This is a genomic window from Sphingobium sp. AS12 (assembly GCF_019097845.1).
Classification (GTDB): Bacteria; Pseudomonadota; Alphaproteobacteria; order Sphingomonadales; family Sphingomonadaceae; genus Sphingobium.
Genome location: NZ_JAHRGM010000001.1, coordinates 335399 through 348654, shown reverse-complemented (window position 1 = coordinate 348654; position 13256 = coordinate 335399). Strand labels below are relative to the sequence as shown.

Sequence of the window (13256 nt, the reverse complement as noted above, 5' to 3'; positions counted from 1 at the left end):
TGCTCATGCAGCCCCGGCTATTTCGCGGTGACCCCTTCGGGCAGGACGATCGCCGACCAGCTTTTTGCAGGGGCCAGATAGCGGGCGGCCAGCGCCTGCAACTGCGCCGGGGTGACGGTCAGCATATCCTGCGCCATGGTCTGCATCGCTGCGACATAGCGGGCATCATGGGTCGCGCCCTCCATCTGGTTCATCCAGAAGGCATTGCCCGTCCCTGCCCGCATCAGCATCTGCCGCATCGGGGCGACCGCGCGCTGCAACTCATCATCACTGACCGGCGTCTTGGCCAGATCAGCCGCGGTCGATTTCACCACATCGTAGAAATAGCCGATCCGGTCGGGCCGCACCTGACTGGTCACCAATATATAGCCGCCACTCTCATAGGAGAAAGGCCAGCTATTCTGGACACTGGGCGAATAGGCCGCCCCCTCGGTCGATCGCAGCCGGTCGAACAGCCGATCGTTGAAGATCTGCGTCAAGATTTCCAGCTGGCGGGCTTCCTTTTGCAGGGTGAAGCCGCCCGATGTCGGCCATGCCATGACGGCAGCGGCCTGTTCCTTGTCCCCCTTGTGCCGCAGCACCACCGGCGCTTCGACATGGGCGGGAAAGCGCATCGCCCGGTTGGCCGCTGGCACCGGCGTATCGGGACGCGGCGGCAGCGCGCCTAGCGTCGCAGCCACCGCCGCGATCGCGTCATCCGCCTTCACCTGCCCGAAAATCTGCACCTCGATCGGACCCGACGCCAGGATCGGTTCCCATGTCGCGCGAAAGGCCTGCGGCGTCAGCGCGTTGATTTCGGCCAGCGAGGGCGTGCGGAACCGCACATCCTTGCCATGCAGCAACCAGCTAAGATCACGGCTGAGCACCGCGTCGGGCGACCGGGTCATGGCGTCATAGGCAACAGTCGCGCCGGTCTTGACCCGCGCGATCGGCGCGGGATCCCAGCCGGGTGCGCCCAGCTTGGTCGCGAACAGCCGCAGCTGGTCCTTATAGTCCGCCGGGCGCGTCACCGCCTGCAACTCGAACGCATCCTCGTCAGTCGCAAAGTCCATCCCCATGCGGCGACCATTGGTCAGGTCATCCAGTTCCCGCTGGCCCAGCGTACCGATGCCACTGGCAACCAATGCATAGTCCCCCGCCCAGCTCGCCACCGGCTTGGATGGCGAGAAGGCCTGCTGGCCATGGCCGAACCGCACATTGATCCGCACTTTCTCGGTCTCGGCATCATTGGCGAACAGGGTCAGCTTGACCCCGTTGGAAAAAGTGATGCTCTCCATCCCCGGCAGGCCGATCGGCGTGCGGGACAAAACGGTCGCCGGCGCGCCCAATTTGGGCAGGTCGGCCATTGTCACCAGCTTGTCGGCCAGCCGCGCATTGGTCGCGGCCTTGACCGGCGCGGCGACGGCGGCGGCCAGCTTGGCGTCCAGCCCCGGCTGCGCCTTGCCCGTCACCAGCAGCGTGCGGAACACGCCCGCAGAAAACAGCCGGTTCGTCGATTCGACGATCTTGGCAGGCGTCATGCTCGCCTTGCCGGACCGGAAGATGCTGAGCGCCGCGTCGGGACTGACCGTGGTTTCGCGAATATCGACCGCGCTGATCAGGTCGCTCGCCTGCTTGGCGCCAGCCTCCGTATCGGCATTTTCGACCTGGATCGCCAGTGCCGTATCCATCTGCGCATATTCGCGGTCGATTTCGGTCTGGCTGGGCGGCGTGGTCTTGGCGTCCTCCACAATGGCGCGCACATCGGCCAGCGCCTTTTCCCAATTATCGCCCGTCGGGATGATGGTCATGAACGTGCCGTCGACCGACCGGCTGACATCCTGCTGCTCGACGCTTGATTGCAGAAAACTGCCGCCGCTGCGCGCGGCCTGTTCCAGCCGCCGGCTGATGATCTGCAAGGCCAGCATGTCAGTCAGCTTATCCTGATTGTACAGGATAGTGTCGGCGCGCGGTTTCCACGGACGCAGCCACGCCAGCGTCATGCCCAGCGGCACCCCCGGCTCCACCGCGACGCGGGTCGCAGGAAATTTGGGATCTGGCGTGCCGAAATCGGGCAATGGCGCGCCCTTGCCCGGCACCGACCAGCTGCCAAACTGCTCCTTGATCAGCTGCTCGGCCAGCGCCGGGTCGATATCCCCCGCTATCGCAATCACCGCATTTTCGGGGCGATACCAGCGCTGGTGAAACGCCGTCATCTTGGCCGCCGTCGCCGCATTGAGCGTCGCGACCGTGCCGATCGGCGCATGATCGGCCAGTGGCTGCCCGGCGAAGAAATGCAGGCGGCTGATGTCGGAAATCCGCATTTGCGGCCCGTCCCCCTCGCGCCGTTCGGCCAGCACGACGGCGCGCTCGGCATTGACCGCGCTGTCGATGATATTGGGATCGGCCATCATGCCGGACAGGATTTTCAGGCTCTCGCCCAGCGTCTGCTGCGTCGCCTGCGGCAGGTCGAGTGCGTAGCTGGTGCCGGTCGGCGTGGTCTGCGCATTGCTGTCGCTGCCAAAGGTCACACCCAGCCGCTGCCAGATACGCTTGGATTCGCCATCGGGGACATGGCGTGACCCGCGAAAGGTCAGATGCTCCATGAAATGGGCGTAACCCTGTTCGTCGGGCCGCTCCATCAGCGATCCGGCATCGATCCGCAGCCGGACGGACACCTGCCCCGGCGGCACGCCATTGCGACGGATCGCATAGCGCAACCCGTTGGACAGCGTGCCAAAGCGCCACGCCGCGTCGATAGGAACATCGCTATTTTCGTAAAGCCATGGCCGCACCTGCGGCGCAATCGCGCCGCCCGCAACGGCAGGAGCAGGATCGGTCCGGGCAGCGAGTGGCGCGGGCGAACCCGACAGCAGCAGGGCGAGGACAGTCAGCGAAGCGGCGGTGCGCCGTGGGGAAAATCTCATAGGCCGGAGAGCCTAACGGGATTTTCCTGAATGGCTACTGACAAACACGGTCATGGAAAGGACGAAAATCCTCCCCCCAAAAGGGAGAGGAATCGCATATGAAGTTCCGTTATCCCTCCAACGTCATCCTGAATTTATTTCAGGATCCATCGTGCCCCAAAAGCCGCCCCTGGAGACGAGAAATGGATGCTGAAATAAATTCAGCATGACGTGGAGAGGGGACGAAAGCCTATGTGCAATTCCCCTGCCTAAAAGGGGAGTATGTAATCAGCGCGGCGCGCCGGTGCGCTGGACGGCGCCCTTATGCGCGCCGACGGCACCACCGCTGCGGCGACGGCGGAAGGGGCGCTTTTCGCCACCCTCTGCGTCGGGGCGATGGGCGCGGTCGGGGGTTCCGCGCTGCTGCTTCTGGCCGTCCTGATATTTGCGCTGGCCATCAGCGCGACGTGCCTGCTGCTGCGGCGTCTGGCTCGGTCCCTTCTTGGGAGCGGCCGGCTTGGGCAGGTTGCGCACCGCTTCCATGAAATTCTCCGGCAGCGGCTCCATTTCCAGCTTGACCCGCGTCGCCTTTTCAATGGCCTTCAGATAGGGCCGCTCATCGTCCGCCACGAAGCTGATGGCAATGCCTTCGGCTCCGGCGCGCGCGGTGCGGCCGATGCGGTGGACATATTGTTCGGCCACATTGGGGATTTCAAAGTTGATGACGTGGGACACGCCCGACACGTCGATGCCGCGCGCGGCAATGTCGGTCGCGACCAGCAGCTTCACCTTGCCCTGACGGAAAGCCTGGAGCGCGGTGGTGCGCTGGCCCTGGCTCTTGTTGCCATGGATCGCAAACGCCTCGATCCCCGCGCCTTCCAGGAAGCGCACGACGCGGTCGGCGCCATGCTTGGTGCGGGTGAAGATCAGCGCCCGGTCAATATCTTCGCTCTTCAGGATCAGGTGAAGCAGCGCCTGCTTCTCGCCCTGATTGACGAAGGTCGCGCGCTGATGGACGCGCTCGGCGGTGGTCGATTGCGGCGCGACGCTGACCTTGACCGGATTGTTGAGGAACTGGGCGGCAAGCGCCTCGATTTCCTTGGGCATGGTGGCCGAGAAAAACAGGTTCTGGCGATCGGCCGGCAGCATCTTGGCGACGCGCTTCAAGGGCTGGATGAAGCCCATGTCCATCATCTGGTCGGCTTCGTCGAGGACGAAGATTTCGGTGTCCTTGATCGTCAGCGCGCGCTGGTCGATCAGGTCGAGCAGGCGACCGGGGGTGGCGACGACGACATCGACGCCGCCCGCCAGTGCGCGGATCTGCTTGCCGATCGGCACGCCGCCGAACACGGTTTCCACCGACAGTTTCAGGAAACGGCCATAGTCGCGGAAGCTCTGCGCAATCTGCGCGGCGAGTTCGCGGGTCGGGGCCAGCACCAGCATCCGGCAGCCCTTGATCGGCGTCGCCCTGGGGTTGCGCGCGAAATAATCGAGGCTGGGCAGCGCAAAGGCCGCGGTCTTGCCGGTGCCGGTCTGGGCGATGCCGCACAGATCCTTGCCTTCCAGCAGGACGGGGATCGCCTTTTCCTGAATAGGCGTCGGGGTCACATAATTTTTGGAGGCGAGCGCCTTCATGATCGGCTCAGCCAGACCAAAGTCATTGAATTGCATTTAGAAAACTCACAAGTCGGCCTTGGCGCCAACTTGCTCTGCGGACGCAGGAAGGGCGCGAGGCGGGTTACGAAACGACCCGCGTGAAAAGGGAAGCCTCAAGCTTGGCGCAGACTCTCATTGGCCGGTCCGTGGTCCTTGAGCGGCTGTTCCAGCCACCCAGGTTGCGGACGATCACGCTGCCAATCGCTGTGGGACCGTCATGGTCCCTCTGCTGCGCTGCAACGCATATGGCGAAGATGCAGGCAAATAGCAAGCGGCCGTGCGGAATGGCACGGCCGCTGCGATCAAATTCTAATTTCAGAGCGAGATTTCAGCGTGCTTGGATTCCATTTCCTTGGCCACGTCTCCGCCGAACATCATCTTAAACACGCCGACAATCGACAGGTCGGCCAGCCAGATTTCCGCGGCGCCAAGGTCAAAGCGCAGCATCAGCAGATTGGGGTCGTTGCGACCGCCCTCATACCAGGCCTCGACTTGGCTTGACCAATAACGGTCGATCACAGCCGGATCGCTTTCCTCGACCAATGTGCCGTTGATGCAGGCGAACAGCCCGTGATCCTTGGCCGCAAACTGGGCCATGGCTGGGCCGCCGGGGGCCAAACGATTGTCGCGCGACGTATAGAACCAGAAACAATGATCCGCGTCAGGATCAAGCTGGGCCGTCATCGGCAGGCTATGCTCGTGACTATTATTCAGCCCCACCATCAGAAAGGGGCTTTTGCTCAGATCGCTCCAGAAATGTTCGCGAATATCTTTTTCCGTCGCCATTATATCTCTCCTGCTGGGTCATCGCGAATAATCGACGGCCGCCAGCGAAGTTCCCGAAGCGCTTGATCTTGGCCGCGCACATCTCCACATAGCGGCCATGCTGATCGAGACCGAACTCACGCCCAATCCGGCAACCATCAAATTCCTCCCCGGCCAAGCGGTCATGGGCAATGGAACCCGCGACTTTGCGACGCCGGAGGAGGCCGAAGCGTCCCCGCTGGCCGATGCATTGTTCGGGCTGGGGGATGTCACCGGCGTATTTTTCGGCGGCGACTTTATTTCGGTGACGATCGCGCCGGGATCGGAATGGCGCGACGTCAAACCGGACGTGCTGTCGATCCTGCTGGAACATTTTTCCGCCAACATGCCCCTGTTCGCGCCGGGATCGGCCGCGGGCATAGCCGTGCCTCTGGATGACGATGCTTTTGGCGATGACCCGGAAGATGCCGAGATCGTCGCGCAAATTCGCGACCTCATCGACACTCGCGTCCGCCCTGCCGTCGCCAATGATGGCGGCGACATCATCTATCGCGGCTTCGACAAGGGCACCGTATTCCTCCAGTTGCAGGGTGCCTGTTCAGGCTGCCCCTCCTCCAGCGCGACGCTGAAAAACGGGATCGAACAACTGCTCAAACATTATGTTCCCGAAGTCACGGAAGTCCGCGCAGTCTGATCAGGGCGGCCTTCCCTTTCCACCATTTGGCAAATCGCGACGGATCGACTAACCGCAAGAAGCAACTTGAGGGGAGTATCGTTTGCGCCTGCTGGTGATTGACACCGCGACACAGGCTTTGTCCGTGGCGCTGCTGGAAGAAGGCGTGCCGGTCGCGCGCTTTCATGAAATTGTCGGCCGCGGCCATGCCGAAGCGTTGTTGCCCGCCATTGCCGCCCTGCCCGATGGCGGCCGCGCCGACGCCATCGCCGTCAATGTCGGTCCGGGCAGTTTCACCGGCGTCCGCATCGGCATCGCCGCCGCCCGCGCGCTGGCGCTGGCCTGGGGACTGCCACTCCACGGATACAGCGCCCCTTCGCTGATCGCAGCACAAGCCGCGCAAATCCATGCCAGTGACGAACCGATTGCCGTCACCATCACTGGCGGGCATGGCGAACTCTTTTGGCAATGCTTCACTGCCGACGGGCTAAGCGCGACCACGCCGATCGCCTCTACCGCCATCGCCACGCTGGCGATGCAGCTTGAGATCGCCACCCTCTATGGCACTGGCGCGGAAGCATTGGTGACCGCGCGCGGCCATGGCGCGGCGGTCAATCTCTATCCCGATGCGGCGGACTATAGCCTGATCGCTGCCCTGCCCGCCCTGCCCCCGACACCCATCTATGGCCGGGGTGCAGACGCACAGACCATGGCGGAGCGCGCGGCGTCATGATGCCGGGCCTTGTCCTCGACACCTATGACCAGAGCGAGCGCAATGCGATGGCAGACGCCATGACGGTGATGGAGCCCGCCTTCGACCCGGTCTTTGGCGAGGCGTGGACCTTGCCGCAACTGGCCGGCGTCATGATGATGCCCGGCACCTGGCTGACGATCGCGCGGGTGGACGCGGCGCCGCTGGGCTTTGCGCTGGTGCGATCCGTGCTGGACGAATGCGAATTACTGCTGCTGGCGGTCGATCCGGCCTGGCGCGGACGGGGTATTGGTGAAGCCTTGCTGCGCGACAGTTTGCGCACTGCACGCCGCCGGGGCATCACATCCATGAATCTGGAAGTGCGCGCGAGCAACACTGCCGTGCATCTCTATGAGAAAACAGGCTTTGAATATGTACATCATCGTCCCGGTTACTATCGCGGTAATGATGGACAACTATATGATGCTCTGAGTTTTCGCATCGACATGCTGGCTTGACGCCATATGCTCTTGCGAAATGGACCGGCAAGGTCTAGCGGATATGTACCGCTCCTGAAATGAATCTCGTAGGACGGGTCGCACAACAATAGCCTTACAGGATACAGGACAATGGAAATCGAATCCGCCCAGAGCGAACTGCTTATTACTTTGACGTCCGACATTGTCGCCGCTCATGTCTCCAACAACAGCGTGTCCGTCTCTGATGTCGCCGCTCTGATCCAGAATGTCCATGCCGCCTTGTCGGGCCTCAGTGAACCGGTCACCGTGCCAGACGTAAAGCCCGAACCTGCCGTATCGGTCCGTTCGTCGATCAAGCCGGATTTCATAATCTGTCTGGAAGATGGCAAGAAACTCAAGATGCTCAAGCGCCACCTGATGACCCATTATCAGATGACGCCCGACGACTATCGCGCCAAGTGGGGCCTGCCCGCCGACTATCCGATGGTCGCCCCCAACTATGCCGAACAGCGTCGCTCGCTGGCCAAGAAGATTGGCCTTGGCACCAAGCGTCGCCGCGCGGGCAGCGCCGCGAAGTAATCCGCCCGGCTGACGGAACGGTCTTGCGTCGGGGGGCACATGTCGCCATGTGCCCCTTTACGCGACGGGAAAAGCCGCTAGGCTCCCAACACTGTCCGCACCTCTAAAGCCAGCGAGACTCCATGAACCGCAAGATCGACGTCGAAGCCCTGTGCCACGAAAAGGGGCTGCGCATCACCGAACAGCGCCGGGTGATCGCTCAGGTGCTGAGCGATGCGACCGACCATCCCGATGTCGAGGAATTGCACAAACGGTCCGCCGCGATCGATCCCGGCATCTCGATCGCCACCGTCTATCGCACCGTGCGCCTGTTCGAAGAGGCGGGGATTTTGGAGCGCCATGACTTTGGCGATGGCCGCGCCCGTTATGAGGCCGCGCCCGAATCGCATCATGACCATCTGATCGACGTCGAAACCGGGAACGTCATCGAATTTGTCGACCCCGAACTGGAACAATTGCAGAAGCAGATCGCCGAAAAGCTGGGCTTCCGGCTGGTCGATCATCGCATGGAATTGTACGGCGTCGCCCTCGACCGGAAGAACTGACGCACTGCTGCTGCTCCGCCGCTGGACGCGCATAGCCGCGCTGATCGCCAGCCTGCTGCTGTGCCTGTTTCCCCATCTGCTCTGGCGCGTCCTGCGTCGCCGGTCACCCTGGCCGCGTCGCTTTTTGGGCATGGCCGCGCGCGCAGTGGGTGTGCGGGTAAAGATCGCGGGGCAGCCGCATAACGGCGACATGTTCCTGCTCGCCAATCATGTCAGCTGGATCGACATATTGGCCATGGGCGGCGCGACCGGCGCGGCCTTTGTCGCGCATGACGGCATTGCCCGCTGGCCCGTGGTCGGCTGGCTGGCGGCGCAGAACAACACCTTGTTCGTCGCCCGCGAACGGCGCGGCGCACTGTCGGGGCAGATCGACGCGCTGCGCGCCGCCATGCTGGGGCATCAGCCGGTGGCTTTATTTCCCGAAGGCACGACCAGCGACGGCAGCGGACTGCTGCCGTTCAAGCCCTCCTTGCTTGCCGTGCTGCTGCCGCCGCCGCGCGCGGTCCTGATTCAGCCGGTGTATATCGACTACGGCGCGGCCACATCCACCATCGCCTGGTATGGCGACGAACCCGCCGGAACCAACGCCTGGCGCATTTTGGGGCGCAAGGGGCGGCTTGACGTGACGCTGCGCTTTCTGGAGCCGTTCGATCCCGCCATTTGCGCCGATCGCAAGGTCATTGCCGCCACAGCGCGCGACGCAATAGCGGCCAGCATCGCGCAAAATGCGCCTGATAACGCCGCATCGCAGCATCGGCCTTCCGCTACCCCCCTGCCGCCTGTATAGCTGGGCCATGAATCGTCCCCTACCGCCCAAGACTCCGGCCACTTTCCACGTCAAATCCTTCGGCTGCCAGATGAACGTCTATGATGGCGAACGCATGGCCGAGATGCTGGGCGAGCGTGGCATGACTGCCGCCACGGACGGAAACGACGCCGATCTGGTGATCCTCAACACCTGCCACATCCGCGAAAAAGCGGTGGACAAGGTCTATTCCGACATTGGCCGAATGACCCGCGAGGATGGCAGCCGCCCGATGATCGCCGTCGCTGGCTGCGTCGCGCAGGCGGAGGGCAGCGAGATCAGCCGCCGCGCCAAAACCGTGGACATCGTCGTCGGCCCGCAAGCCTATCACCGCCTGCCTGACCTCATCGCAAAGGCCGGTCGCGGCGAAGCGGCGGTCGATACCGATATGCCCGCAGAGTCGAAGTTCGACGCGCTACCCGTCCGCACCAAACAGGCGCGACCCACCGCTTTCCTGACGATCATGGAAGGGTGCGACAAATTCTGCACCTATTGCGTCGTCCCCTATACCCGCGGCGCAGAAATCAGCCGGTCGTGGAACGCGATCATCGACGAAGCCAAAGCGCTGGTCGATGGCGGGGTGAAGGAAATCACCCTGCTGGGCCAGAATGTGAACGCCTGGACGGGCGAGGATGACAAGGGCCGGATGCAGGGCATGGACGGCCTGGTCCGCGAACTGGCAAAGATCGATGCGCTCCAGCGTATCCGCTACACCACCAGCCATCCCAACGACATGAGCGACGGCCTGATCGCCGCCCATGGCGAAATCGACAAGCTGATGCCCTTCCTCCATCTGCCGGTGCAGTCGGGCAATGACCGTATCCTCAAAGCCATGAACCGCAGCCACAGCGTCGAGAGCTATCTGCGCCTGATCGAACGGGTGCGCGCGGCGCGGCCGGACATCGCGGTGTCGGGCGATTTCATCGTCGGCTTCCCCGCCGAGAGCGAGGACGAATTTGCCGACACGCTGCGCATCGTCGATGTCGTGGGCTATGCCCAATGCTATTCGTTCAAATATAGCCCCCGCCCCGGCACCCCCGCCGCCGACATGGACGGTCAGATCGCAGCCGACGTCATGGACGATCGCCTCGCTCGGCTCCAGGGCGCGATCAACCGGCATCAGGTCGAATTCAACGCCGCCACGGTCGGTCGCCGCACCACCATATTGCTGGAACGCACGGGCCGTTTCCCCGGCCAGCTGATCGGCAAAACCCCATGGCTGCAATCGGTTCACGTCACCGCGCCCGACCATATTATCGGTGACATGATAGACGTCGACATCATCAGCGCCGGTCCAAACAGTCTGGCCGGCGAATGTAGCAGGAGGAAAGCCGCTTGAACCAAAGCCTCGTCATTCCCGCATCTGTGGGACACCATCTCCCCGATTTACGGCTCCGGCCGATCCTCACGAGATGCATGACGAGCAAGGGAGGCTTTTGAATGGGCAAGAAACCGCACCAACCCCGCACCGACATCGCCGAACGCGCCCGGCTCGAAGTCACCTTTGAAAAGCCGCATCTGCTGGGCACTTTGTTCGGCCAATATGACCAGAATCTGGTCGCGATCGAAAATCGCCTCGGCGTCTATATCGCCGCGCGCGGCAACAAGTTGCAGATCGAGGGCGAGGCGGAAGCCGCTGCCCGCGCCCGTGACGTCATGACCGGCCTCTATAACCGCATCGTCGCCGGGCAGCAGATTGACGCAGGCGCGGTGGAGGCTGTGATCGCCATGTCGTCCGAACCCACGCTCGACGGCATCATCCGCCATGACGTGGCCGAACCGCCCACGGTGATGATCCGCACCCGCAAGAAAACCATCGTCCCCCGCTCCGCCACCCAGGTCACCTATATGGAGGCGATGAACCGGAACGACATCATCTTCGCTCTGGGGCCGGCAGGCACGGGCAAGACCTATCTGGCGGTCGCGCAGGCGGTCAGCCAGCTGATCACCGGAACGGTCGACAAGCTGATCCTCTCGCGCCCCGCCGTCGAGGCTGGTGAGCGACTGGGCTTCCTGCCCGGCGACATGAAGGAAAAGGTCGATCCCTATCTCCGCCCGATCTACGATGCGCTCTACGACACGCTGCCCGCCGAGCAGGTCGAACGGCGCATCGCGTCCGGCGAGATCGAGATCGCCCCGCTCGCCTTCATGCGCGGGCGGACGCTGGCCAACGCCTTCATCGTGCTGGACGAAGCGCAGAACACCACTATCGCCCAGATGAAGATGTTTCTCACCCGCTTTGGCGAAGGCAGCCGCATGGTCATTTGCGGCGATCCCAAACAGGTCGATCTGCCGCAACCGGGCGCATCGGGCCTGGCCGATGCGGTCGCGCGACTGGACGGGGTCGAGGGTATCGCGATGGTGCCGTTCGGGATCGGTGACGTGGTGCGTCACCCTGTCGTCGGCCGGATCGTCCAGGCTTATGAGGGGCCGGATGCTTAAGCAAAAAATTCCGTTCGCACTGAGCGAAGTCGAAGTGTCCAACCGAGCGGAGCGAGGTGCCTTCGCTCCGCTCTGGCAAAGGCTTCGACTTCGCTCAGCCCGAACGGAGGAGAGTTCGTTCCATGATTGACGTCGCCGTCCTCCATGACACCGGCTGGCTTGGCACCGACTGGGAGTTGCTCGCCCAGCGCGCCGTATTCGCCGCCATCACCCACAGTCCTTACGCCGCCTTCGCCACTGACGAGGCGCTCTACGAAGTCGCGGTCAAGCTGACCACGAACGAAGAAGTGCACCAGCTGAACCGGGCCTATCGGGACAAGGACAAGCCGACCAACGTCCTGTCCTTCCCGATGGTGCAGGCCGACCTGCTGCAAGGCACGTCCAACACCGACGATGGCGAGGTGCTACTGGGCGACATCGTGCTAGCGGAGGGGGTCTGCGCCGCCGAAGCGGCCGACAAGGGCATCTCGATCGCCGATCATGCCGCGCATTTGATTATCCACGGGACTTTTCATTTGCTTGGATATGATCATATGGACGACAATGAGGCCGAGGCGATGGAAGCGCTGGAAATCGCAGCGCTGGCCAGCCTTGGCCTTTCCGATCCCTACGGGGACAGAGTGATATCAGGGGTATAGGACGAACTATGGCTGAGGGCAGCCCGAAGGACGGCAACGGTTCCAAGGAATCGGACAGTAGTAATGAAGGCGGTTTATGGAGCGGCATAAAGACGCTCCTGTTCGGCGATAGCGAATCCACGACCTTGCGGCAGGAGCTGGAGGAAGCGCTCGACGAATATGACGAGGATGAGCAGGACGATAGCGCATCCCCGCCAGCCAAGGGCGACCTGTCGGCGATCGAGCGCCAGATGGTCCGCAACCTGCTCCATTTTTCCGAACATACGGTGGACGATGTCGCGGTCCCCCGCGCCGATATCATCGCGATCGAGGAGAAAGCGAGCTTCGCCGATCTCGCCGCTTTGTTCGCCGAAGCGGGCCACAGCCGCATCCCGGTCTATCGCGACACGCTCGATACCATCGTCGGCATGGTCCATATCCGCGATGCCTTCGCGATCCTGGCGGGCAAGGCGCCCGTGCCGGACACACTGGAGCCGCTGATCCGCCAGCCGCTCTATGTGCCTGAAAGCATGGGCGCGCTCGACCTGCTCGCCGAAATGCGCGCCAAGCGCACCCATCTCGCCATCGTGCTGGACGAATATTCCGGCACCGAAGGGCTGCTGACGTTCGAGGATCTGGTCGAGGAAATCGTCGGCGATGTCGAGGATGAACATGACGACGCGCCCGAAGCGATGCTGGTGCCGCTGACCGGTGGCCTGTGGGAAGCCGACGCCCGCGCCGAACTGGACGACGTCGCCGAAGAAATTGACGAGAAGCTGGGCGATATCGAGGAAGATGTCGACACGCTGGGCGGCCTGGCCTTCATCATCGCTGGCCGCGTGCCGGAACCGGGCGAAATACTCGACCATGAACAGAGCGGCTGGAAGCTGGAAATCCTGGCCAGCGACGGCAGGCGGGTGACGCGGTTGCGGCTGCATCCCCCGGTCGAGAAGGTGCTGGACGAGGAGGATTGATGTTCGTCCGACCTCTTAAACCCGTTCGGGCTGAGCTTGTCGAAGCCTCCTCCTTCTACTTAGAGCGGGATGACTTTGCCTTGATCCGTTCGTTTCGAGCGAAGTCGAGAAACCGCGCGCTACCGTTTCTCGACTTCGCTCGAAA

The 13256-nt window shown here is 62.9% G+C and carries 13 protein-coding genes; 10 read left to right on the top strand and 3 right to left on the bottom strand.

Annotation, left to right across the window (positions count from 1 at the left end):
* Nucleotides 1-17: 17 nt before the first annotated feature.
* The 3 genes from KRZ98_RS01745 to KRZ98_RS01735 form a co-directional block, all read right to left on the bottom strand.
* Nucleotides 18-2906, bottom strand: a complete 2889-nt coding sequence (locus KRZ98_RS01745) for a pitrilysin family protein (RefSeq protein WP_217671962.1) — start codon at nt 2904-2906, stop codon at nt 18-20.
* A 267-nt stretch (nt 2907-3173) separates the two neighbouring features.
* Nucleotides 3174-4556 (bottom strand): DEAD/DEAH box helicase, encoded by a 1383-nt coding sequence (locus KRZ98_RS01740; protein ID WP_217671961.1) that lies wholly within the window; start codon nt 4554-4556, stop codon nt 3174-3176.
* A gap of 300 nt (nt 4557-4856) precedes the next feature.
* Nucleotides 4857-5327: a pyridoxamine 5'-phosphate oxidase family protein gene (locus KRZ98_RS01735; RefSeq protein WP_217671960.1), complete on the bottom strand. Its 471-nt coding sequence runs from the start codon at nt 5325-5327 to the stop codon at nt 4857-4859.
* Between the two features lie 97 nt (nt 5328-5424).
* Between KRZ98_RS01735 and KRZ98_RS01730 the strand changes: the two genes are divergently transcribed.
* The 10 genes from KRZ98_RS01730 (at nt 5425) to KRZ98_RS01685 (ending at nt 13111) form a co-directional block, all read left to right on the top strand.
* Nucleotides 5425-6000, top strand: a complete 576-nt coding sequence (locus tag KRZ98_RS01730; RefSeq protein ID WP_217671959.1) for a NifU family protein — start codon at nt 5425-5427, stop codon at nt 5998-6000.
* A gap of 82 nt (nt 6001-6082) precedes the next feature.
* Nucleotides 6083-6712, top strand: a complete 630-nt coding sequence (tsaB, locus tag KRZ98_RS01725; protein ID WP_217671958.1) for a tRNA (adenosine(37)-N6)-threonylcarbamoyltransferase complex dimerization subunit type 1 TsaB — start codon at nt 6083-6085, stop codon at nt 6710-6712.
* The gene (rimI, locus tag KRZ98_RS01720) at nt 6709-7188 is read left to right on the top strand and encodes a ribosomal protein S18-alanine N-acetyltransferase (protein ID WP_217671957.1); all 480 of its coding nucleotides are present in this window, start codon (nt 6709-6711) and stop codon (nt 7186-7188) included. Before tsaB ends, rimI begins: the two co-directional genes overlap by 4 nt.
* Before the next feature lie 111 nt (nt 7189-7299).
* Nucleotides 7300-7728 carry a MucR family transcriptional regulator gene (locus KRZ98_RS01715; protein ID WP_217671956.1) on the top strand — a complete coding sequence of 143 codons (429 nt, stop codon included), beginning with the start codon at nt 7300-7302 and terminating at the stop codon, nt 7726-7728.
* 122 nt (nt 7729-7850) lie between these two features.
* Nucleotides 7851-8273 (top strand): Fur family transcriptional regulator, encoded by a 423-nt coding sequence (locus tag KRZ98_RS01710; protein WP_017184208.1) that lies wholly within the window; start codon nt 7851-7853, stop codon nt 8271-8273.
* Between the two features lie 4 nt (nt 8274-8277).
* Nucleotides 8278-9060: a 1-acyl-sn-glycerol-3-phosphate acyltransferase gene (locus KRZ98_RS01705; RefSeq protein WP_217672396.1), complete on the top strand. Its 783-nt coding sequence runs from the start codon at nt 8278-8280 to the stop codon at nt 9058-9060.
* A 7-nt stretch (nt 9061-9067) separates the two neighbouring features.
* A complete protein-coding gene (miaB, locus tag KRZ98_RS01700; protein WP_217671955.1) occupies nt 9068-10417 on the top strand; it encodes a tRNA (N6-isopentenyl adenosine(37)-C2)-methylthiotransferase MiaB in 1350 nt (449 codons plus the stop codon).
* Nucleotides 10418-10518: 101 nt separating this feature from the next.
* Nucleotides 10519-11520, top strand: coding sequence for a PhoH family protein (locus KRZ98_RS01695; protein ID WP_119746023.1), 1002 nt, complete (start codon nt 10519-10521; stop codon nt 11518-11520).
* 122 nt (nt 11521-11642) lie between these two features.
* Entirely contained in the window at nt 11643-12158 is a 516-nt protein-coding gene (ybeY, locus tag KRZ98_RS01690; protein ID WP_217671954.1) for an rRNA maturation RNase YbeY, read from the top strand.
* An 8-nt stretch (nt 12159-12166) separates the two neighbouring features.
* A complete protein-coding gene (locus tag KRZ98_RS01685) occupies nt 12167-13111 on the top strand; it encodes a hemolysin family protein (protein ID WP_217671953.1) in 945 nt (314 codons plus the stop codon).
* Nucleotides 13112-13256: the final 145 nt, after the last annotated feature.